This is a genomic window from Bradyrhizobium sp. SZCCHNRI1029 (genome assembly GCF_032487555.1).
In the GTDB taxonomy this organism is placed as follows: Bacteria; Pseudomonadota; Alphaproteobacteria; order Rhizobiales; family Xanthobacteraceae; genus Bradyrhizobium.
Map to the genome: position 1 here is coordinate 577,047 of NZ_JAUEUK010000001.1, position 22,889 is coordinate 599,935.

At 65.0% G+C, this 22,889-nt stretch carries 20 protein-coding genes and 1 pseudogene; 5 read left to right on the forward strand and 16 right to left on the reverse strand.

The window, feature by feature from the left end; translation table 11 throughout:
- From QW861_RS02735 to QW861_RS02755, 5 genes are all read right to left on the reverse strand, one after another.
- The gene (locus QW861_RS02735; RefSeq protein ID WP_315749850.1) at positions 1-219 is read right to left on the reverse strand and encodes a hypothetical protein; all 219 of its coding nucleotides are present in this window, start codon (positions 217-219) and stop codon (positions 1-3) included.
- On the reverse strand, positions 216-1,169 hold the full coding sequence (locus QW861_RS02740; RefSeq protein ID WP_315712568.1) for a carbohydrate ABC transporter permease: 954 nt from the start codon (positions 1,167-1,169) through the stop codon (positions 216-218). Before QW861_RS02740 ends, QW861_RS02735 begins: the two co-directional genes overlap by 4 nt.
- The gene (locus tag QW861_RS02745; protein ID WP_315712570.1) at positions 1,166-2,128 is read right to left on the reverse strand and encodes a sugar ABC transporter permease; all 963 of its coding nucleotides are present in this window, start codon (positions 2,126-2,128) and stop codon (positions 1,166-1,168) included. The genes QW861_RS02740 and QW861_RS02745 overlap by 4 nt, the downstream gene beginning before the upstream one ends.
- Positions 2,129-2,252: 124 nt before the next feature.
- Complete coding sequence (locus QW861_RS02750; protein ID WP_315749849.1) at positions 2,253-3,584, reverse strand: ABC transporter substrate-binding protein; 1,332 nt, start codon at positions 3,582-3,584, stop codon at positions 2,253-2,255.
- Between the two features lie 331 nt (positions 3,585-3,915).
- Entirely contained in the window at positions 3,916-4,563 is a 648-nt protein-coding gene (locus tag QW861_RS02755) for a 4'-phosphopantetheinyl transferase (protein ID WP_315749848.1), read from the reverse strand.
- 462 nt (positions 4,564-5,025) lie between these two features.
- Between QW861_RS02755 and recQ the strand changes: the two genes are divergently transcribed.
- Entirely contained in the window at positions 5,026-6,831 is a 1,806-nt protein-coding gene (gene recQ / locus QW861_RS02760; protein WP_315749846.1) for a DNA helicase RecQ, read from the forward strand.
- A 737-nt stretch (positions 6,832-7,568) separates the two neighbouring features.
- Here the strand turns inward: recQ and QW861_RS02765 are convergent.
- Positions 7,569-7,939: pseudogene (locus QW861_RS02765) on the reverse strand (hypothetical protein).
- Positions 7,940-8,156: 217 nt separating this feature from the next.
- The gene (locus QW861_RS02770; protein ID WP_315749844.1) at positions 8,157-8,807 is read right to left on the reverse strand and encodes a hypothetical protein; all 651 of its coding nucleotides are present in this window, start codon (positions 8,805-8,807) and stop codon (positions 8,157-8,159) included.
- Positions 8,808-8,978: 171 nt separating this feature from the next.
- Here QW861_RS02770 and QW861_RS02775 point away from each other — a divergent pair, with 171 nt between their 5' ends.
- Positions 8,979-9,716 carry a hypothetical protein gene (locus QW861_RS02775; protein WP_315749842.1) on the forward strand — a complete coding sequence of 246 codons (738 nt, stop codon included), beginning with the start codon at positions 8,979-8,981 and terminating at the stop codon, positions 9,714-9,716.
- 24 nt (positions 9,717-9,740) lie between these two features.
- Positions 9,741-11,321, forward strand: a complete 1,581-nt coding sequence (locus QW861_RS02780) for an endonuclease/exonuclease/phosphatase family protein (protein ID WP_315749839.1) — start codon at positions 9,741-9,743, stop codon at positions 11,319-11,321.
- Between the two features lie 925 nt (positions 11,322-12,246).
- Here the strand turns inward: QW861_RS02780 and QW861_RS02785 are convergent.
- From QW861_RS02785 to QW861_RS02810, 6 genes are all read right to left on the reverse strand, one after another.
- Positions 12,247-13,065, reverse strand: coding sequence for an HlyD family efflux transporter periplasmic adaptor subunit (locus QW861_RS02785; RefSeq protein ID WP_315749838.1), 819 nt, complete (start codon positions 13,063-13,065; stop codon positions 12,247-12,249).
- Positions 13,066-13,320: 255 nt separating this feature from the next.
- Positions 13,321-14,022 (reverse strand): VIT family protein, encoded by a 702-nt coding sequence (locus QW861_RS02790; RefSeq protein ID WP_315749836.1) that lies wholly within the window; start codon positions 14,020-14,022, stop codon positions 13,321-13,323.
- A complete protein-coding gene (locus QW861_RS02795; protein ID WP_315750037.1) occupies positions 14,019-14,423 on the reverse strand; it encodes an OsmC family protein in 405 nt (134 codons plus the stop codon). Before QW861_RS02795 ends, QW861_RS02790 begins: the two co-directional genes overlap by 4 nt.
- A gap of 141 nt (positions 14,424-14,564) precedes the next feature.
- Positions 14,565-15,131: a cytochrome b gene (locus QW861_RS02800; protein WP_315718501.1), complete on the reverse strand. Its 567-nt coding sequence runs from the start codon at positions 15,129-15,131 to the stop codon at positions 14,565-14,567.
- 81 nt (positions 15,132-15,212) lie between these two features.
- Positions 15,213-16,121, reverse strand: a complete 909-nt coding sequence (locus QW861_RS02805) for a sigma-70 family RNA polymerase sigma factor (RefSeq protein ID WP_315749835.1) — start codon at positions 16,119-16,121, stop codon at positions 15,213-15,215.
- On the reverse strand, positions 16,118-16,876 hold the full coding sequence (locus QW861_RS02810; RefSeq protein WP_315749833.1) for an SDR family oxidoreductase: 759 nt from the start codon (positions 16,874-16,876) through the stop codon (positions 16,118-16,120). The genes QW861_RS02805 and QW861_RS02810 overlap by 4 nt, the downstream gene beginning before the upstream one ends.
- A 143-nt stretch (positions 16,877-17,019) precedes the next feature.
- Between QW861_RS02810 and QW861_RS02815 the strand changes: the two genes are divergently transcribed.
- On the forward strand, positions 17,020-18,225 hold the full coding sequence (locus QW861_RS02815; protein WP_315749831.1) for a M20/M25/M40 family metallo-hydrolase: 1,206 nt from the start codon (positions 17,020-17,022) through the stop codon (positions 18,223-18,225).
- Between the two features lie 578 nt (positions 18,226-18,803).
- Positions 18,804-19,184: a hypothetical protein gene (locus QW861_RS02820; protein ID WP_316164640.1), complete on the forward strand. Its 381-nt coding sequence runs from the start codon at positions 18,804-18,806 to the stop codon at positions 19,182-19,184.
- Positions 19,185-19,449: 265 nt separating this feature from the next.
- Here the strand turns inward: QW861_RS02820 and QW861_RS02825 are convergent, their stop codons facing one another.
- From QW861_RS02825 to QW861_RS02835, 3 genes are all read right to left on the reverse strand, one after another.
- Positions 19,450-19,914 carry an RbsD/FucU family protein gene (locus tag QW861_RS02825; protein ID WP_316192675.1) on the reverse strand — a complete coding sequence of 155 codons (465 nt, stop codon included), beginning with the start codon at positions 19,912-19,914 and terminating at the stop codon, positions 19,450-19,452.
- A gap of 107 nt (positions 19,915-20,021) precedes the next feature.
- On the reverse strand, positions 20,022-20,366 hold the full coding sequence (locus QW861_RS02830) for a hypothetical protein (RefSeq protein ID WP_316173906.1): 345 nt from the start codon (positions 20,364-20,366) through the stop codon (positions 20,022-20,024).
- 825 nt (positions 20,367-21,191) lie between these two features.
- On the reverse strand, positions 21,192-22,889 hold the full coding sequence (locus QW861_RS02835; protein WP_316192783.1) for an FAD-dependent oxidoreductase: 1,698 nt from the start codon (positions 22,887-22,889) through the stop codon (positions 21,192-21,194).

The window sequence follows — 22,889 nt, forward strand, 5'->3', positions numbered from 1 at the left end:
TCAGTCCGGAAACTTGGAGACGATGGTGAACATCACGACGCCGGCGAGCGTGGTGATGAAGGAATAGGTGTAGAGCACCAGTGCGAACGGCTGCAGCAGCATCAGCACGCCGGCCGCAATGAGGATCGTTGCCAGCGTCTCCATCGGGCCGCGCCGCAGCGCCCGTGGCCAGCGCGAGTGCGCCGCATCGGCCGGCTGATCTTGTGCCATCTCGGTCATTTGCGCACCGCTCCGAAGGTGATGCCGCGCAACAGATGTTTTCTCAGCAGCACCGTGAACACGACGATCGGGATCAGGAACAGCGTGGTGCCCGCCGCGACCGCCGGCCAATCCTGGCCGCCCTCGCCGATGATGATCGGGATGAAGGGCGGCGCGGTCTGCGCCGTGCCCGAGGTCAGAAGCACCGCGAAGGCATATTCGTTCCAGGCGAAGATCAGGCAGAAGATCGCGGTGGCGACGATGCCGGTGGTGGCCTGCGGCAACACGACCTTGAAGAAGGCTTGCAGGCGGGTGTAGCCGTCGACCATCGCCGCCTCCTCGTATTCGCGCGGGATCTCGTCCATGAATCCCTTGAGCAGCCAGACCGCGAGCGAGATGTTGACGGACGTATAGAGCAGGATCATGCCGAGCCGCGTGTCGGACAGGCCGAGCTCGCGATACATCAGATAGATCGGGATCGCGACCGCGATCGGCGGCATCATCCGGGTCGACAGGATGAAGAACAGCAGATCATCCTTCAACGGCACCTTGAAGCGCGAGAACGCGTAGGCCGCCAGCGTGCCGAGCACGACCGACAGCGCCGTCGAGCCGAACGCGATCACCAGCGAATTCACGTAGCGCGGGATGTAGTTCGATGGACCCGCGACCACCATGTTGCGGCCGCGCGAGATGCGGTCGCACAGACTGGCAGCCGGTGGCAGCTTGGCCATGTACTCCGGCGCCTGCCGGGTCCGGGTCGTGAACAGGTTGCAATAGCCCTCCAGGCTCGGCTCGGCGACGAGCTTCGGCGGATAGGCGATCGCGTCCGACGGCGACTTGAAGCCGGTCATGAAGATCCACAGCAGCGGCACCAGAGTGATCAGCGCATAGGCGATCACCACGGTTGCCGCGATCCGCTTGGTCAGCGGCGACGGATCGACGACGGAATGGGCGGTTGCGAGACCGGTCATCGGCTTTTCACCCGGTTGAGCGCCTTGACGTAGATGTTGGCGAGGCCGAACACGGTGACGAACAGGATGATGGCGAAGGCCGAGGAATAGCCGGTCCGCCACTTCTCGAAGGCTTCGCGCTTCAGGGTGATCGAGGCGACCTCGGTCGTCGAGCCTGGACCGCCGCCGGTCAGGAGGTTGACCATGTCGAACATCTTGAAGTTTTCGATGCCGCGGAACAGCACCGCCAGCATGATGAACGGCAGCGCCATCGGCAAAGTGATCGACCAGAACTGCCGCCACGGCGAGGCGCGATCGACCTCGGCCGCCTCATAGATGTAGTCGGGAATCGAGCGGAGACCTGCAAGGCAGATCAGCATCACGTAAGGCGTCCACATCCAGGTGTCGACGATGACGATCGCCCAGGGCGCGAGCGGCACTTGCGCCAGCATCTGGAAAGACGATGCGGGCGCGCCCGTCGCGGCGGAGATGACGTAGTTGAAGAGCCCGATCTGCGGCTGGTAGAGGAACGTCCAGAAGTTGCCGACCACAGCCGGCGACAGCATCATCGGCAGCAGGATCAAGGTGGTCCACAGGCCGTGGCCGCGGAACTTTTTGTCGATCAGCCAGGCTAGCGTAAAGCCCAGCAGGGTCTGGATCAGGATGGTCCAGAACACGAAGCGCGCGGTCACCGTCATCGCCGCCCAGACGTCCGGATCGGTCAGGATCGACTGGTAGTTGGCGAGTCCGATATCGAGCACGGTGGCGTTCGGACGGTTCGCGCGATAATTGGTAAAGGACAGCCGGATGGTCCAGATCAACGGGAAAATGTTGATCGCGAGCAGCAGCAGCATGGTCGGCATGATGAATAGCCAGGCGATGGCGCGCTCGGACAGGCCGCGCACGCGCCCCGCCACGGCGGGCGGCGTCACCAGGGCGGCGCGGTCGACGAGGCTGCTCAGTCCGGTTTGGTCGGTCATGCGAGGGGCTGCTTCACTGGCGGCTTCGGGCTGGCGGTGAGACTGGCTGGTCCGCCCGGCAAGCCGAAGCTCGCCGGAGGGATTGTCGTGGCGGATCTCGCTTGCGCGAGAGGTGCCGCCTCCATCACAGCTTGCCGTCCTCCTTGAACACCTTGGTCCAGTCGGCGATCAGCCCGTCGAGCGCGCCTTTCGCCGTACCCTGGTCGGCGACGACATAGTCGTGGACGCGCTTCTGCATCGCGAGCAGAAGCTGGGCGTAGGACGGCTCGGCCCAGAAGTCGACCACCTGGTCCATCGCCACCAGGAAGTCGGCGGCGAACGGCGCGGTGTTCTTGAAGTTGGGATCGTTGAGCACGCCCTTGTGGCAGCTGTAGCCGCCGAGCGCCCACCACTTCTTCTGGGTGTCGAGCGCGGCGAACCACTTGATATATTCGAGCGCTTCGGCGCGGTTAGGCGAATATGCCACCACCGAGATGCCCTGCCCGCCGAGCTGCGAGCCCTTCTCCTTCTGCGCGGGGTTGACGAAGAAGCCGATCTTGTCGCCGCCGACATTGGGGTCCTTGTAGAGGCCCGGGAAGAAGGCGAACCAGTTCATCTGCAGCGCGACCTGGCCGGACTTGAAGGCATCGAGGCCTTCCTGCATGTAGCCGTTGGAATAGCCGGGCGGCGTGCAGCATTTGTACAGCGCCTTGTAGAACTCGAGGCCCTTCACCGCATCGTCCGAGTTGACGAAGCCCTGCATGTCATACGGCTTCTTCGGGTTCTGATACTTGAAGCCGAACGGATAGAGCGCGTTGGTGACGCCCATGGTGATGCCTTCCGAGCCACGCTCGGTGAAGATGGCCGCGCCATAAACGGTCTTGCCGTCGATCACCCGCTTCTGGAAGAACTCGGCAATGTCCTTCAGCTCTTCCTGCGTCTTCGGCACCTCGAGCTCGCGGCCGAACTTCTTCTTGAATTCCTCGCGAATCTCCGGCCGCGCGAACCAGTCCTTGCGATAGGTCCAGCCGTTGGCGTCGCCCATCGCCGGCAGCGCCCAGTAGTTCGGCGAGCCCTTCGGCCATTCGGCGTAGCCGGCGACGGTGGCCGGCATGAAATCAGAGATCTTGATGCCTTCCTTGTCGAAGAACTCGTTGAGCTTGACGTATTGGCCATTCTCGGCCGCGCCGCCGATCCATTGGGAATCGCCGATCATCAGGTCGCACAGCTTGCCCTTGGAGTTGAGCTCGTTGAGCATGCGGTCGGCGAAGTTCGGCCATGGCACGAACTCGAACTTCATGTTGACGCCGGTCTTGGCGGTGAAGTCCTTGGACAGCTCGACCAGCGCATTGGCCGGGTCCCAGGCGGCCCAGCACAGGGTGATCGTCTTTCCTTCGGCGCGCGCCGGCGCGGACGCGCCGAGCACGGTCGCGGCGGCGACCGTCGCCGCCAGTGCAAATGTCTGCAGCAACTTCATCTGGCACTCCCTCCCTGTTGGCGCCGTCCCCGCTTCGCGTGGGTGACGGCGATGCATGGCCCGCGGCGAGCGGCGCCGTCACAACGACAGCGCGAGCCGCAAGCGTTTCCCCTGGCCCTCGGATCATCCGTCCGAGTTAAGTATTTTGTTTAGTAGATTGCGAACGACTAAACATGTCAAGCGCGTTTTCGCGACGTTTGCAGCGCATCATGTTTAGCGACTGCGGTAAGCTGCTCGTCGTCCGGAGGTTTGCCGGGATGGCGATGGCGTGGCTCTCCGGCGCCGCCGCCAGGACGCAGGCGCGGCCCAACTCCAGGCTGCATCCGCGTGATCAGCCCTTCGCCAACGTCACGCCGCAACTGACCCGGCCGTCAGCGATGAAGAAGCGTCCGGCAAGGCGAGCAACGGCGGCCGGCCAATCCTCTCTCATGACACGCACCTCGAAGGTGCCCGCCGCCCATGCGATCGCGAGCTCGACATCCTGGAAATCCAGGAAGCCGCGCGTGAGCGGATACTGGCATTTGTAGTAGGCTTCCTTGGCGCTGAAGATCACGATCGGCAGCATCGGCTGCAACGCGTCGGGCTGGCCGCGAAGCCATTGCCGTTCGGCCGGCGTGAGCACAAGATCGCGCATCGACGGATCGAGCTCGCGCAGGTCCTCGACATCCAGTCCAAGGGACGGGACATCCCTGCTTCGGGCCACGGCCACGGCGCAATGATCGGCACAATGGGAGATGCTTCCCGCATAGCCCGACGGCCACACCGGCGCGCGATCCGGCGTCGGGACGAGCGCGACCGGCGAAGCTCCCAGCGACGCCAGCGCCCTGCGCGCCAGGATCCGCGCGGTCGCGAACTCGGCGCGCCGCTTGGCGACCGCGGCCTGGATATGCGCGCGCTCTTCGGGAAACAGCTCATCCTCCGCCAGCGAGAGGCTGGACGCCGCCACCACGACCGGACCGTCAAACAGATTTGCAAGCACTCACATCACCAACTCTGCACGCGCGTCTCTTTGCGGACCGGCCTCGACCAGCCGCCACCGTATACGAAACGGCGACGTCGAAGCGAATTCCAACGATTCAACATGTCTCGCGATCTCGCGGCGCCACGCCCCCGAGCTTTGCATGGCGAGCGCACGCTGCCGCTCGGCGAGCTGCACCACCGACCACTGCGGATCGGCATCGACTAGCACTTGCGCCCGGCGAGGTGCCAATGCACCCGGCTCCCCCCGGGAGCCCATGGTTGGATCAGGATCAGAACATACTGCGATGCAAGTCGATTCTGCCATAACTCGCCGGCTTGTCCAACGCGCCCCGGCCGCTGTCCCCCGGTCCATGCTTTTCGGCCCCGCTGACATGCGCGTCGGCGGCCAGCTTTTGCTTGACGGCAGCGGGCTGCAACGGGACTTATCCAGTCCCTCTGTCTGCCGAAGAAGTGCGTTCCCATGGCCGCCGATCCGCTCTCGATCCTCAAGACCGTGTTCGGTTACGACAGTTTCCGCGGCCGGCAGCGTGACATCGTCGAGCACGTGATCGCCGGCCACAATGCCTTCGTGCTGATGCCGACCGGCGGCGGCAAGTCGCTGTGCTACCAGATCCCGGCGCTGGCGCGTCCCGGCCTCGGGCTGATCATCTCGCCGCTGATCGCGCTGATGGAGGACCAGGTCACCGCGCTCCGGCAGGCCGGCGTGAAGGCCGCGGCGCTGAACTCGCGGCTCTGGGGCGCCGAGAAGGACCTGCTGTGGCAGGACATCGAACGCGGCGAGCTCGATCTCCTCTACATGGCACCCGAGACGCTGCTCAAGGCGGAGAACCTCGAGCGGCTCAAGACCGCACGGTTGTCGCTGATCGCGATCGACGAGGCGCATTGCGTCTCGCAATGGGGCCATGATTTCCGTCCCGAATACCGCGCCCTCGACTGCCTCGCCGGGCTGTTCCCGACCATCCCGCGCATCGCACTCACCGCCACGGCCGATGCGCCGACGCGCGCGGAGATCGTCGAGCATCTTTCGATCGGCGACGGCAACAGCTTCATCGCCGGCTTCGACCGGCCGAACATCCGCTATGGCGCAGCGGAGAAAACCAGCACGATGCAGCAGATGCTGGCCTTCCTGAAATCGCGCGAGGGCGAGAGCGGCATCGTCTATTGCCTGTCCAAGCGCAAGACCGAGGAAGTCGCCGCCTCGCTCAGCGATCATGGCTTCCCGGCGCTGCCCTATCATGCCGGCATGGAGATGAAGGCGCGCGAGAAGAACCAGCGCCGCTTCCAGCTCGAGCAGGGCCTGATCATGGTCGCCACGATCGCCTTCGGCATGGGCATCGACAAGCCCGACGTGCGGTTCGTTGTTCATGCCGATCTGCCCTCCAGCATCGAGGCCTACTACCAGGAGACCGGCCGCGCCGGGCGCGACGGCCTGCCCTCCGAGACTCTGATGCTGTACGGGGCGGAGGACATCGCGCTGCGCCGCCGCTTCATCGATGAGTCCGACGCGCCCGATGCGCGCAAGCGCACCGAGCGCCGCAAGCTCGATGCGCTGCTCGGCTTCGCCGAGACCTGCCAGTGCCGCCGCCAGGTGCTGCTGCGCTATTTCGGCGACGATTGCGCTCCGTGCGGCAATTGCGACATCTGTCTTGACCCGCCGGAGACCTTCGACGGCACCATCGCCGCGCAGAAGCTGCTGTCCTGCATCCACCGCACCGGCGAGCGCTTCGGCCAGGCCCACGTCATCGCGGTGTTGCTCGGCGAGACCGACGAGCGCATCGAACGGCTCGGCCACGACAAGCTCTCGACCTTCGGCATCGGCAAGGAGCACGACCGCAACGCCTGGCGCTCGATCGTCCGCCAGCTCGTCGCGCATGGTCTGATCAGCGTCGACGTCGCCGGCCATGGCGGCCTGTCGATCTCGCCCGAGGGCCGCCAGTTCCTGCGCGACAAGCCGCAGCTCAGCCTGCGCGTGCTGAAGAAGCCGCGGCGCGACCGCAAACCCCGGGAGCGGCAGACCACGGCGGCATTTCCCGACCTCGACCGCGACCTGTTCGAGAAGCTGCGCGTACGCCGGATGGAGCTCGCCAAGGCGCAGAACGTCCCGCCCTATGTCATCTTCCACGACAAGACGCTGGCCGAAATGGCGGCCCGCCATCCGCGCTCCGTCGCGGAGCTTGCGAGCATCCCCGGTGCCGGCACGGTCAAGCTCGCGCGCTACGGCGAGGCCTTCGTGGCGGTGATCAATGCGCATGATGCGGGCGCCTGAGCCGGCCATCGTCCAGCAGCACCGCGGCTCCTTCGCTCGACGATCAGACGGCACACATGGCTCACACATGGCCTCGCGATCCCGCCGCTGATGACGCCCGGGTTATGCAACTGAAGTCCCCTTCTCCTCGAAGAAGAGGCGCAGGGAAGACCGGGTATCAGCTGATACCCGCGGTCCGCGTGCAGCAAAAAGCACGCGGCAGAACCACAGGTTCAGCCCAATATCCGGCCTTCCCTGCGCGACGGTTTGACGACTTATAGGCGCTCTCCCCGGGGATCGGCTGTCTTGCCCCCGTCGCCGGCGGATCATCATCACCGCCGGTTTGGCATCAGCACCGCGATGCCAGGACCACACCACTTCGCCGTCGCATCGCTCCGTTCGTCGGCGCGGGCTTTGACACCCGGCTGCGGAGCAACGCGCCCGTCGCCTCCCCGGCTCGACGCTCGTGACGATCGCGAAACGTCCCTCTTCAGCGAGCCGGGATAACAGGAAATGTGGATGTGATTTGCCCGACGGTGCAAGTGATGAGTTTGCGACAAACTGGCACGACGGGCAGTTGGCGCATACGCGCCATGCAGAGATTGCCCGTCGTGCAGCTCGGGATGGCGCGAGTTCGTCGGGTCACAGCAGCCGGTCCCATCGACGCCTTCAAACGTCTTCAGTGATTGGAATGCACCGTCACAGTGATGAGCTTGGCTCCGGCACCGAGCTGCCGGGTCGGCAAAGCACGAGCCATTCTACTTCTCCGCGTGCCCGGCGGCACTGGTCCGACCGCATGGAAGTTCGGGCGGGGCCGGAAGATCGATGCTGCCAATCAGGTCCGAGCGCAACGTTTCAGCGGCGGCCGTCGCCGCCATGGTCTGTCGCAAGGTGCTGACGTTCGATCCGAGCGAAACGATGCCGCCGAGCACCGCGGCAATCGTCCCGAGGACGACGACCGCATTGGACCCCAGCAGGCCCAGCACCGCCCCGAGCAGCAACGCGGCGCAGCCGGATATCACGATCTTCGAGGCCATGATGATCTTTCGACACCGCTCGGCCGCGTCGGCCAGCTGTTCGATCCGCGCCTCGATGAGGGAGATTGATCGCTCGGGTCGTCCTCATCCATCAGACCAACTGTTCTCCACGGTGTTGCTTTGGGCTAATTCCGTCCCCGCCCACCAACGTACGGCCATTGGTTGGACAATCCAAGAGATGGTTTGCGGCCGTGAGGCATCGACCTTGATGAAGCTCGCGATCATCTGAGATATTACAGGCCTTGGATCACACCAACGCATGGCATCTGGCTTTGTTACGGCGCGACCAAGCCGAGGAGCCTCTCGAAACTAGGCCGGCACGGGAACCCCGGCTTTCTTCTCCAGCGCGGCCACCCGGTCGCGAAGGCTGCGGATCTCCGCGACCAGGTCAAGGACGTCCGGCGCGGGTTGATGCCCCATCATCCCGACATGGCTCGTTGTCACACGAATGGTCGACGAGCTGATCTCCATGCTGGTGCGGGAGCTCGCAACTGATAGACCCGGTTGCAATGCGGGCGGTGCGGGGACTGCGATCGTAACGCCACCCGCGACAATTCCGTCTGGAGCGGTAACGGTTTTCTCGAACCGCGCGGCGCCTTTAACGGTCACGTCTTCGAGTTTCGCCGCACCGTGAATCGAAACGCCCCCGGCGTAATGCTTGCCATCGTTGAGAACAAGTTCGTCAGCCTGGGAGTGAGAGAGCGCCGCGCGCGCCGCCGGAGGCACTTTCGGGCTCTGGAGCTGCACGGTCTCGACGTTGCATGCCATTATCGCTCGCCCCAACCAAGCCGGGGCTAGCAAGAGACGTCCCGCGTGGGCCGCCGCGCCGTCAAACTCGATTCTGAGCATGCCGGGATAGCCCTGCGCGTCGACGGGAACCCTGACATTGCCGCTCTGCAGCACAGTCGTTGATCCTTCCAGGATGACCGACGTGTCGGTGAGTTTGATGTCGCTCGTCATGTTCGCCGCCTCCCGCTGAAGATGTAACTTAAAATATCGTCAACTCGGCCGCCGCAGTTTGATTCACGTCAACGCTCCATCGGCTGGCGCCTGCGACCGTTAACTACGAAGTAGGATGTTCTGGCGCGCGCCAGGCCGCGCTCAGAACATGGGAACTGGCGGGGTCTTGAAATGCCCAATGATCTGCACACCGTCCTGAGCGGCATTCACGGATTGAAGGTCGACGCAGTCGAGAGGTCGGTTCCGGCCTGCGCGGACCATGCCTTCGCCTGGGCAGGCAAGCTGCTCCCCACGCCCCACGTTCGAGCCCGCGCCGATTTCAGCTCGGCTCATCAGCGGGCTTGGCTCGAGGCCATGAGCAATCTAAGTGCATGGAAGACGCGGCAGATCGATCTGAACCTGCCGGCATCGGGGAAGCTGCTGATTGTCGGATGGTACTTCCCGGAGCTCGCTAGCCTGCTCGGCACTGCGGACAAAAAGCATGTGATCGTTCTGGTATCGAATGATGCTCCCTGGCTCTCCGAGTTGAAGGACGCAGGCACCACACTGAACTTCCGGGCCGCAGGCGGTGCGGAGGCGCTCGCCGCGTACATGCGCGAAGGCCGCAACGTGTTCGCGATGATGGACAATATTCATCCGGGCACCGAGTTCATCCGCAGCCCATTCTTCGGGCGCCCCGCCAAGACTCCGGCCGCCATTCTGAGGCTTGCGATCCGCAACGGCTACACGCTGGCGCTGATAGCGCCCAGGGACAGCCGCGTGGAAGTGGTGGCGACGCTGCCCACCGCCGGCAAGCAGCCGGAGGATCTCGCTGCCTGGGTGAACCAGAAGATCGAACAGGAAGTCAGACGGGCGCCGGAACGCTGGCTGTCGTGGCCGACGCTCGCCTACCGCTTCCAGGCAAGCTGATTCACCAGTCAGGAGGACGCGCGCATGCCCACCACGTCGTTCAATCAGCTCGCGCAGCAGGCCGACGCACTTTACCCGCCGCAGTCGATGCACAGCCTGTTGTCCAGGCTGCGCTACCCCGGAGCGGCACCGGGAACGACCCTGCCGACGGCTTCGTTCGCCGAGGCGGCTTGGCGCCTGTCGGGCCCCTCCACGACACGAATTTCATTCCTCCACTACAACATCTGGTGCCTGCGCGCGAAGATCGGATTGAAGGAGATCGTCGCCGCTGCCGGAGGGGTGGGCCACTTCGCGGCTTGTCTTGGGGTCTCATCGGCTGAGTTCATCGGCAAGGCACTGGAGATGATCGGGGCCGACATCGGAGATGTCTGCGACCGCATCTTCCCGCCGATCGTGGAAGTCTGCGGCGTTTCCGCCAACCCGCTGAACGATGCCTGCAAGCTGGTGGGCAACAGCCTCTCGCTCGGCGGATACATCATCGAAAATCTCAGTTCCGACCTCGACTGGCTGATAAGCCTCTTCTCGATCCCCGAGGAGGTCGTATTCGAGGTGCTGATGCAGTTGGTCGCGCCGGTGCTTGGCGTGTTCGAAGTGAGTGTCATGGAGAAGCCGGTCATCCCCGAGCGCGCCGGCGAAATCGGCCGGAGGGTGTTCGCCTACGACCTCGTATCGCTGGTCGAGGCTTGGGACCAGGATACGCGGGATACGATCCTGGCACATGGCACCGCGCAGCATGTCGACGGACCGACCGGCTCCCTCGCCTACAAGCAACTGCAGAGCGGGATCCTCGTCCTCAGCCCGACGCGGACGATCGAGAATGGCGGCGGGCATGTCTATGCCGCGGACGGCGTGTCGCGAGTGATGCCCGGCGGATGCGAGATGGGCTACATGTTCGATTCTGACAAATGGGCGAACAAAGGGGTGCAACTCACGCGTATCCCGGTCGGCTTCGGTGCGATCGAGCTCTATTCGACGCATGTTTATGCCGGCGATGGCGGCCTTCTGCCGCCCGGCCCAACTGACGCGGAGAAGATCGACGTCAGGCGCAGGCAGATTGATGAGTTGATTGCCTTCATCAAGGCGACGCACCTTCCATCCAACGTGGCCATTGTCGCAGGAGATTTCAACATCGGTGCTGATACCGACGAATACCACAACCTGGTCGCGGCGATGGAGCAGGCCGGCTTCTATGACCTGTGGAGCGTCCCGTACGATACGATGAAAAGCGACGGTTTGACCGACCGTCACGGCGAGGGCGACGAGCCGATCTACAACGACTTCAATACCAACTGTAAGGTCTATCGCGCCAGCGAGGCATATCGGCAAGCCTACGATCCGGCCGTTGCCACGCCGACGATGTCAGATGATGTCGATTATTACTGCGACGACATGCAGCCAGACGACGCGAATCCCACCGGATCGAGGATCGACTACCTGTTCATGGAACGTGCGACTGCATTTCACGGCTTCAATCTCGACGTCTCACGTGTGCGCCGGCGTGCTTTCAAGTCACGCATTCGCTGGGTCGTCACCCCCGGCCCGCAGGACTACCTTTCGAACCACATCGGACTGGAGGCGACTTTGTTCGCCAGCTCAAGGCACTAGAGCTCCGGGCGTTCAAGAAGCGCGGCAGAGGCTCGGAGTCACAGAATGGGTCACTCATCGTCGACAATGCCGACTTGGCCGTCTGCGCAGCGCTTGTCGGCGGGGATGCCAAGTTGAGGCGTCTTGGCACTCGACCTGGTAAACGGTAGGCGATTAGCATCACCAACCTCTCGCCGACCGCTGAGCATAAGGGTTCGGCCAGCTTCATGTTCATGCGCGCCGGCAGACCGCCGACCTCGTGGTGCGACTTGATCGTCACCGACAGGCCGCCGGTGAAGAAGACGCTCTCGATCACGTCGAGATAGGGCCGCAGATCACCTTGCGACTGCCCACTTTGTGCGGGACATCGCACGACCGCGTGTTGTACGTTTCAAACAGCAGGCAAGGCTGAGCCATCTCGCGGCGGCATCCGCCCGAGTTGTCATCTTGAGTGAACCTCTTCCTCCGAAGAAGAGACGCAGGGAGGACCGGGTATCAGCTGATACCCGCGGTCCGCGTGCAGCAAAAAGCACGCGGCAGAACCACAGGTTCAGCCCAATATCCGGCCTTCCCTGCGCGACGGTTTGACGACTTATAGGCGCTCTCCCCGGGGATCGGCTGTCTTGCCCCCGTCGCCGGCGGATCATCATCACCGCCGGCTTGGCATCAGCACCGCGATGCCAGGACCACACCACTTCGCCGTCGCATCGCTCCGTTCGTCGGCGCGGGCTGTGCCCCCCGGCTGCGAAGCAACGCGCCCGTCGCATCTCCGGCTCGACGCTCGTGACGATCGCGAAACGTCCCTCCTCAGCGAGCCGGGATGCGCGAGAATGTGAGGGTGATTTGCCCGACGGTGCAAATGATGAGTCCGCGACAAACTGGCACGACGGGCAGTTCAGGCATGAGAGGCATGCACGGATTGCCCGTCGCGCAGGAATGGCCGTGGTCAGATGCGCCGCTGCACCGACGCGGGCTGGAGATCCTGCTCGCAGTGGCAGGTCCTCTGCGCCCTCTCCCGCAGGATCTGCGAGACCATCCGCTCCGTCCCGGTCAGGCCGGTCAGGATCGTCGCGCCGACAGCCATGCCCGATCGCAATCCGGCGGGCATGGCCGCCTTCAGCAGGCTGATCTTCAGCGCGATCCGCGCTTCGCCGGTTGGCGAGCCGGACGCCGCGCCGATCCACTCAGCATCCGCGACATGTCCATAGAGCCGGACGGGCAGGCCCGGCACGTCGATCGTGACCGCCTGTCCGATCGCGACATAGGTGATCTCGGAAACCGCGAGAGCTGCGATGACGTGGGGCTCGCCTGGCGTGACCACCGCCATCAACGACCGATCTGTCGTCACGGCGTCGCCGACATGGAGACCGCTTGCAGCCACGACGCCGGCGACGGGAGCGATGACGTCGTTCAGCGCGACCGTCGAAGCGCGCTCGTCCCGGTGCTCGATCCGCGCGAGAACCTGTCCCGCAGCGATCTCCTGATTGTCGGTCACGAGCAGGTCCCTGACCAGGCCGGACACCGCCGACCTGACCGGGATCTCGTTCATACTGACATAGGCGTCATCGGTGTGAACCAGATATTGGCCCACGGTCACATACTCGACCATCCACGGCACCGCGACCAGCATTCCGAACATCAGGCTGAGCGCGGCGAGCAACCACAGCGCACGTCCTGCGGACGCCCCGGCGCGCGGCTCCGCTGGGGGACGCTCCTGATGCAGAATGACCGGCCGGGATCCACCCGGCGCTTGCTGTCCGTCCACCACTCGCTCCTCACGACCACGGCATGGGGCGCGTTGCCGCCTCGGCGGCATCCTGTTGACGTCAGGGTCGCACCCATCGAATGCCCGTGACGCGAGATGTGGCGGCTCGCGGGCCGGTTGATAATGGCGCCTGGACCGAATTGGGTCTTCAATTTCTCGAAATAATGCCCGTGTCGACGACACCGCGACACCGCCGCAGCCTCGACACGAGACGGGGGTAACGCCGTTGACCGTCGCGCAAGCTTTGCCAGCGCTTCAAACAACGGCCCCAAACAGCCTTCCGATGCCTGCGGTGAGACCCAGGGCGAAGGCCCCCCAGAACGTCACGCGAAAGGTGGCGCGCGGAATGTTGGCCCCGCCTGCCTTTGCGCCGATCGCTCCCAGCACCGCGAGAAAGGCGAGAGAAGCCGCGGAGACGATCGGGACCAGCAAATTGGCGGGCGACACGACGACCATCAGCAAGGGCATGGCGCCCCCCACCGAAAACATCATGGCCGAGGTCAGGGCAGCCTGGATCGGCCGCGCTGCGGTGATCTCCGAGATTCCCAATTCGTCGCGGGCATGAGCCGTCAGTGCGTCTTTCGCCATCAACTGCTCGGCCACCTGCCGCGCAAGGGATTGATCCAGACCTCGCTTGACGTAGATTTCGGCAAGCTCGTCGCGTTCGAATGCGGGGTTGTCGCTCAGCTCCTTGCGTTCCCGGGCCAGGTCGGCCTGCTCCGTATCCGACTGCGAGCTGACGGAGACATATTCACCGGCGGCCATCGACATCGCTCCGGCGACCAATCCCGCCACGCCTGCGATCAGGACGTCGTTTCGTGTCGCTGCTGCCGCAGCAACACCGACGATCAGGCTCGCAGTCGAAATGATGCCGTCATTGGCTCCCAGAACGGCCGCTCTGAGCCATCCGATCCGCGCCACCAGATGGCTTTCGGGGTGGACGTGAAGGCGGCTCATGTCTTTCTCCTGATCACGCCTTGCAACTTCGTGGCGGCCGCCACGGTGTTGGAAATCGTTCCATACTTCCTGACATTCTGATGAAGCAGCTCGAGCCGGCGGTCGTCTTCGTCGGTGTCGACGATCAGCTCGTAATCGATCGACGCCATCATCGGCGGGCTGTCCTGACGGAAGCCGATCAGTCGCACCTCGACGCCACGAATATGGAACTTGAGCATCGGCGTCACGCGTTCGATTCCCTTGATCATGCAGGCGGCAACCGCGGCGAGAAGAAGCTCGGCCGGGTTGAACGCATCCCGCCGTCCCTGGACATCGGTGTCGAGCACCACGGTCGCATCCTTGCAGTCAGCCACGCTTTCATGCGCATCGATCCGTCGGGCGTTGACGCGATACTCTAGCATTGGGGGAGTCTCCGGGCCGCGTGTCCTTGGGGTTGGCAATCCGAACCATGAGCGGAGTGATCGATCGGATCGCGACCGTCCGGTTACGGCGGCGGAAGCGACCGGCGCAATCCATGGTTTCCGACAGGCGTGTCGCCTTCCCTAGTCGTCCGAGTGAGGCAGCATGCGAAGCAGCGTCCGATCCCGGAAGATCCAGTGATGGATCAGCGCGGCGGCCGCATGCATTGCGGCCACGATGACGAGGGCGTGGGCGAGAATTTCATGCACTTCCTTGACGTTGTGAGCAAACGCGCGGTCCTTGGGCCAGGGCGACGCGATCTCGGCAATGCCAAACAGCGGCAAGGAATCACCGCGCGCAAACTGCAACACGATGCCAACGACGGGCACGGCAAAGAGCAGCGCATAGAGAACGTAGTGCGCGAAACGCGCGGCCGGATCCTGCCACTTTCCCATCCATGTGGCGAATTCGGTCGCTTCGGGCGGCGGAGAAGGATCGGCCAGCCGCCAAGCCAGGCGCACCGCCAGAAGCATGAGGATCGCGATCCCAGCCGTGACATGGACGAGCAGGCCGGACTCGCGCGGCGCGCCCTTGGGCAGCACGTCACCGAAGACCCCAAGCGCCCAGGCGACGGCCACGAGAACGACCGTCAGCCAATGCAGCGTCTGCGGAATCGCCCCGTAGTCCCTCGTCGAGTTGAAGAGCTGCATCTCAGACCTCTTTGATCAAAAGATGCTCCTGGCGCGACCGTCCCTCGTTGATGTGGATCAAGCCCTTGCCGGTCTGGGTGCTCAGGACGGCGGGGCGAGTGCCAGCTCTGCATCGGCGATGACATAGCGGACGTAGCGGTAGTCGCGGATGAAGCTGATCTTGCCGTCGCGCCAGCTCAGCCACATGACGTAGCTGGGCCGCGGATCGCCCTGGCGTTCGAACACGGCGATCACTTCCCGGCCCTCGAGCCAGGCCGGCGCCAGCCAGACGCCGTCCATCCCGGCGTAAATGCTGAAGAACATCCCGACATCGGCCGGGCCGACACGGACGGGATGAGTGGACTGGTGCAGTTTGACGTCGTGTGCCAGCAGCGCGCGCAGGCCGTCCCAATCACGCCGGTTGAACAGGCTCACATAGCGTGTCGCCGCATCGGAGGCGGGTCTCGCCGCCGGCCGCGCCTCGGCCACAGCGTTGATCTCGGAGAGCCGCGCCCGGGCGCGGGCGAGATGCGCCTTCACCGAGTCCACCGTCAGGTCGAGCAGCGCCGCGATGTCGGCGAGCGACTCATCGAGCACATCCTTCAGAACGAGGACACTCCGCTGAGGGATCGGAAGCTCCGTGAAGCGCGACACCGCGGTCCGGATCGCCTCGTCGCGCATCATCGCCTCCACGGCATCCGGCACGGTGTCGTCGGCGACACCGTCAGCCGCCTCCATCGGTTCGGCGGCCCGGATCGCACGGCTGCGCAGCAGGTCCAGCGCCCGGTTATGCGCGACCCGGAACAGCCAGGCGCGCAGCATCACGACGTCGCGCATCTCGTCCACCGCGACGAGCGCTTTTGTCAGGGTGTCCTGCACGACGTCCTCGCCGTCGATCACAGAGCCCATCAGGCGCGCGCAATAACGATGCAGCTCGGGCCGCAGCTGCTCTGCGAGGGCCACGAGCTCGGCGCTGCGCGCGCCGCGCGAAGCATGTCCGCCGTCGCTCAAGCTGCCGCTCCTTCCATCACCGTCACGCCGGAATCTCCGTTGAGACCGAACACGACGCCGTCGACGAACCGCGGGTCCTCCAGCACTGCGACCACACGATCGCCGAACGCCCGTGGCGGCATCGGCGCGCCGAAGCGGGCAACGAACGCTTCCGGCGCAATGCCCATGGACCCGGCATAAGCACCCGCGGCCGTATCCCCCACTCCCGTGCCGAGGATCATCATACGCGGCACGATCGCCTGGAAGCGGATGCCGAGCCTGTCGTCCTGCGACACGCCGTTGGCGTATTTCGCCATGAACCAGAGCATGCGCTTGGCGCCGCCGTAGCCGCCTGACATCTGCGAACCGCCCACCGCCGCGCCGCTCGATCCGACCAGGACGCGGCTTCCTGGTTTCAGGGGGAGCTTGAGCGCCGCCTGGATCCAGTACAAGCCCGCCTTGACGTCCGTTTCCCAGGCAACCGAGAAATCCCTCCAGGTCAGCCGATCCAGCCGGTCCATGTGCGGCGTTGTGCCGGCGTTCAAGATCAGGATGTCGGGGCTGATATCGCCGACGATGCGATGCGCAGCGGCCTCGTCGGTGACGTCGGCCGCGATCGTGGCCACACCCAGGCGCGCAGCAATCGCGTTCAGCGCCTCGGTTCCGCGCGCGACGACGGTCACCTTGGCGCCGCGATCGACGAGGGCCTCCACGACTCCCAAGCCAAGGCCGCGGCTTCCGCCGGTCACGACGATCGTCTTGTCTTTCAGGCTCATGATGATGCTCCAATGTCCAGATGACATGAAAACGATCGAGGCATCGGAAAAGAGTCAGGCGGCGAAACCAATGCGAGCCCCCTTGCGCAACCGGCCGCCCGGCTGGATGCTCCGGGCACATCGTTCATCACGGGAATCGCTTCATGTCCGTCGACACCACCGCCGCCACCGATCGTCTGATGCGTTTTCTCGCCGTCCAGGGCGTGACCGGACAGGAAAAGGCGATCGGGCGCGAGATCATGGCGGCGCTGAAGCAGGCCGGCGTGCCGGCCAAGGCGATGCGGCTCGACGATGCCAATACGCGCATTCCGCTGCCGACCGAGACCGGCAACCTGATCGTCGAGCTGCCTGGCCGCGGCAGCCAGCACAATCAGCCGCGGATCATGTTCATGACCCACATGGACACGGTGCCACTGTGCGCCGGCGCGCAGCCGAAGATCTCCGGTCGCAAGATCGTCAACCAGGCCAGGACCGCGCTCGGCGGCGACAATCGCTGCGGCTGCGGCATTCTCGTCACGCTCGCGGCCGAGCTAATCCGGCAGAAGCTCGATCATCCGCCGATCACGCTGCTGTTCTGCGTGCGCGAGGAGAGCGGGCTCTATGGCGCGCGGCACGTCAACACCGACGACCTCGGCGCGCCCGAGATGGCGTTCAACTTCGACGGCAGCTCGGCCTCCGCCGTCACGATCGGCGCTGTCGGCGCCGACCGCTGGGAGGTCGAGATCTTCGGCCGCGCCTCGCATGCCGGCGTCGCGCCTGAGCGCGGCATCAGCGCCACCATGATCCTGGCGCTCGCGCTCGCCGAGGTGAAAGCCGGCGGCTGGTTCGGCAAGGTGGTGAAGGGCAAGGGCAAGGACGCGAGGCTTGGCACCAGCAATGTCGGTCCGGTCACCGGCGGCGAAGGCCGCCCCGCGGGCGACGCCACCAACGTCGTCACCGACTACGTCCACGTCCGCGGCGAATGCCGCAGCCACGATGCCAAATTCATCCGCGAGATCACCAAGGCCTACAAGGCGGCTTTCGAGAAGGCGGCCAAGCAGGTCACCAACAGCGAAGGCAAGTCCGGCCGCGTCAAGTTCAAGGCCGAGACCGACTATCATCCGTTCCGGATGAAGGAGACCCTTCCCGTCGTCAAGCGCGCCATGGCTGCCGTTTCCGACATCGGCGCCGCGCCGACCCTGCGCGCCGGCAATGGCGGCCTCGACGCCAACTGGATGGTCCGCCACGGCATCCCCACCGTGACCTTCGGCACCGGCCAGAACGAGCCGCACACGATTGACGAATGGATCAACCTGGACGAATACGATCGGGCGTGTGCGCTGGCGGTCAGGCTGGCGACGATGGGGTGAGACGACGCCATCCGGACACGCACTTGGATGGCTGCAATCTCCTTGCTCCCGCGCAACGTCGTGATGACGGGCTCGCCAGCAAACGCGCATGTTCCGAACAGGTCGAACAGCGAGGCCATGACGTCGCGCTCCCGCGGCGGATGTCACCCAGGCAGAGATTGCCCGTCGTGCAGCTCGGGATGGCGCGAGCTCGTCGGGTCACGGCGGCCAGTCTCATCGACGCCCTTCAAACGTCTTCAGTGATTGGAATGCACCGTCACAGTGATGAGTTGGCTCCGGCACCGGGCTGCCAGGTCGGCAAAGCACGAGCCATTCCTCCTCCGTGTGCCCAGCGGCCCCTGTCCGATCGCATGGAAGTTCGGGCGGGGCCGGAACTCCAAAGCCGGACGGCGGTTCTAGTGCGATGGACCTGCCATTTGCGTTGGACCGTCGCCAGCTCCTCGGCGAGGTCAGGTCCAGAACCGCAATCGATCATCCGTTTGCCGGCATTGTTCGGCTCTGACGTTCGTCACAGTTCTCGGCAGAGCCGGACACCGGAGACATCAGCCAATCACGGCGCACTTCACTGGAGGCCTGACATGTCGACCAAACCAGCTCTGCTCGGCCGCACGGCCGCAATTGCTTCATTGACTGCACTCGCGATCGGCGCCTTCACCCCGACCAGTGCCGACGCGCGAAATGGGCGCTGGCACGGCGGCGGCGGCGGCGCTGCGATCGGCGCGGCACTTGCGGCGGGTGCCATCGGCACCGGTCTTGCGATCGCCGCAAGCCGCGACGCCTATGATTATTACGATGGCCCGGTCTATGACGGCCCGGCCTATTACGCGGCTCCGTCCTACTACGGCGTGAACCCCCACGCCTATGGCTATTACCGCAAGGGCGAATACCCCTATCAGGTCTATGGCGGCGACAGCCCGAACGCGGTCTGCGCGCAGGGCACGACCTGGAATTGCCGCTGAGACCGCTTCTGATTGAAACCTCGACGCGGCATCGGGCGAGGTCTCGCGGCGCTCGCCCGGCGCTGGACTCGCTTCTCTGCCGTCGCGATCAGTCCCGTAACCTGCCATGAGCGCAGCGACATGCGGGACCGATCTCTCGCCGGGTCGCTTCCCCGAAACCCATTGAGCCGCGGCGGGGGCTACGCGTCGAACGCGAGGCGGATGACCGATCGCAATACCTTTACCGGCATGCGTACCGCTGCCCAATTCCGCGTGCCAGCCGGCATCATGATCCCGATGCGCCATCCGGCGGGATGACGCCTTTGCTGAAGATGAAGCAGCCGTAGAACCGGCGCTCGCCGGTGGCGATCACGCAATAGGCTGATCTGGCCATCTCATAGAATGCGAAGCGCTCGACGCCGACCAGCGGCCACGACCTGCCCTCGGCGCGGTCGATCACCGCCTGCACCTCCTGCTGCACCGGCGTCACCTCCACAGGACTGCCCACGACCTCCATCCGCACGGCGGCATCGTCGATGAAGCTATCGAGCGGCAGCACCGATAGCACGGCCTGGACCGCGCGCGCCGCGCTGACATTATCGATGCGCAGCAGCCCGCCGAACACTGTCTGCCGCGCGATCGCATCCGCCGGAAAATTGGTGTCGCAGATCACGAGACGGTCGCCATGCCCCATCGCGCGGAGCGCATGGAGCACGTCGGCATTGAGCAGTGGATCGATCCCCTTGAGCATGTGGTCTCCCTGTCATTTTCATCGAACGGACCAAGTCGCCGGGCCATCGGCCAAGGGCAACTGCTGCCAAACACCTGGAGCGCGTCACGCCGTCATCCCATCGCGAACTACACGCTCCCTCGCCTCTCGCCAACCAGGCGAAGATCGATGCTGCCGATCAGGTCCGAGCGCAGCCTTTCAGCGGCGGCCATCGCCGCCATTGTCTGTCGCAACGTGCTGACATTCGATCCGAGCGACACGATGCCGCCGAGCAGCGCCGCAATGGCGCCGAGGAGCGCGACCGCATCGGATCCGAGCAGGCCCAGCACCGCGCCGAGCAGCAATGCGGCGCCGCCGGCTATCGCGATTTTCGAGGCCAGGATGATCTTTCGACACCGCTCCGCCACGTCGGCAAGCTCGTCGATCCGCGCCTCGATCCGGGATATCTCTCCGCTCGGGTCGTCCTCATCCATCACGCGAGCTGCCCTCCGCGCCATCAGCGCCTCATCCTGAAACGACCCGGTCCCCGATCATGCCACCTGTCACGTGGCGCGCGAGCGTACGACGCCGCCATCCCACCGGCAACCATCCACGGCCTGACTTCACCGCGCACAACAGGTCCCGATGCACGCGGACGCTCCTCCAGGGCCGAAGGCCCGGAACAAGGCCGGCAACTCCGGATTGTCGTAACCGGAATTTCCACACGGCAGATGGGCGGCCCATGCCGAGCGCCCGTTCGGCAACCATCGGCTGCTATTGCCTACACGGCAATGAGCAACTTCTGACCTTGGTGCCAGCAGCTCATGAATGAGAGCTGAGCGGAAACGACAATTCAACTACGAAAGCAGCGCGACGGCCAGGCGATATCAGGAAAAGGCCGCAGAGGCGCGTGATGCTCAAGGCGCCTCGTTACGGGGACGCGCAACCATATCATCTCGAGTTGCCCAAACACGAGCACCGTCCGCTACTCGCGGCGGCCCGAGCCGTTCGTCAATTGCAAACTTCCCAAGTTGATCCTGTGTTGCACGCGATATAGTAGCGAGCCGGCGGGGATCCGAAGCGGCGCGACTCCACTAGCGAGCCATTTGCGTCCGTCGGCCGGGCGGCGGGTGGGGAAGGCCACCCCACCCTGGACAACGACAACGGTCCTCCTGACCACTGCCGCGTCCCCACTTCAGGCAACAACCCGTGGCCGACTTTCACAAGCCGCGAAGTGTGACCAAGTCGTTCTCATGCCTCCAGGCTCCGAGAGGTCACATCGAGCCATGCCTGGAGCGAGCTCACGAGCATGAGAGTCCTCAAACGTTCGCGCCGGCGACGTTCCTGCCCGCGAGCCAGCCGAAGACCAGCGCCGGACCCAACGTGATGCCGGGCCCGGGATAGGCCCCTTCCATGATCGAGGCCATATCGTTGCCGCAGGCGAACAGGCCAGGAATGGGTGAGCCATCCGCGCGCAACACCCGCCCGCGCGCATCGGTGACGAGGCCCGCAGACATGCCGAGATCGGCCGGATAAACCGCGACCGCATGGAAAGGCGGCTCCAGGATCGGCGCGACGCAGGGATTGGGATGCTGATCGGCGTCGCCGAGCGCACGCTGATAGATGTCGCCGCCGCGGCCGAAGGCGGGATCCTCGCCGCGCACCGCACCGGCGTTGAACTGGTTGACGGTTGCAGTCAGCGCCTGCGCCGGGACGCCGATCGTCTCCGCGAGCGCGTCCAGGCTGTCGGCACGCTTGAGATAGCCCGCGGCGACATCACGCGCGACACTGCGCGTGAACGGCTTGATCTTGCCGAGGCCGTATCTCCACAGGAAGCGGCGATCGCAGATCAGCCAGGCAGGAACAGCCGTCGCGTGCCTGAGCTGCGCGCGCACGAACTCGTGGTAGGACACCGCCTCGTTGACGAAGCGGCGGCCGGTGCCATCGACCGCGATCAGGCCGGGCTTGGCGCGATCGGTGACCGTGTGCGGGAAGATGCCGCTTCTGCCGTCGGCCCGTGTGAATGTCGAAGCCGGCACCCAGAACGCGCCCTCTTTCGTCGGCGCCGACAGGCACGCGCCCAGGGCCATGGCCAGACGCGCACCGCGTGGTGCGGCGCCGGGGTCGACGGTGGCCGACAGCAGGCCGGCGGCCTGCGGCACATAGCAGCGGCGCAGCTCGGCATCATGCGACAGCCCGCCGGTCGCGAGCACCACGCCGCGCCTTGCGGTGATCCAGGAGCGGCCGGAGCGATCGACAATTTCGAGCCTCGAGACCCTGCCCTGCGCGTCGGCCTCAAGCTGCTGGGCGGAGGTGCCGGTGCGTATCACGACGCCACGATCGAGTGCCGAGCGCAGCAGCCGCGCCGCCAGCGCGTTGCCGAGATAAAGCGTCGTGCCGCGCCGCGCCGTGAGCCGCTGCAGGCCATAGCGCGCGATCAACCTGGCCGCATGCAGGGCCGAGCGCAACGATCGGCCGGCACGGCGCAGATGCGGGATATCCTGGCGGCTGATCATCATGCCGCCGAACAGCATGAACTCCGGCAGCGGATCGCGCAGCAGCGCAAAGGCGTCGCCGAGGCCGCGCGCATCGAATGGCAGCGGCTCCAGCACCCTGCCTCCCGCGGTGGCTCCGGGCAGGTCGGGATAATAATCCGGATAGGTCGGCACCGGCTGCAGCCGCAGCGCAGTGCGGGCCTCGAGATCGCGCAAGGCTTCGTCGCCGAATGCAAGGAACGTCTCGAGCCGCGTGCGGTCCTGCCCCGGCACGGTCCGGTCCAAATACGTGCGCGCCGCCTCCAGCGTATCCGCCCGACCCTCCGCGGCCGCCTTGTGATTGGCAGGAATCCAGACCATGCCGCCGGAGATGGCGGTGGTGCCGCCGACGAATTCGGCCTGCTCCAGCAGCAGCACCGAGCAGCCGTCAGCAGCCGCGATCGTCGCCGCCGTCATGCCGCCCGCGCCGGCTCCGACGACCACGACATCGAACGTCTCGCCGGCGTGCACCGCCGCCGTCAT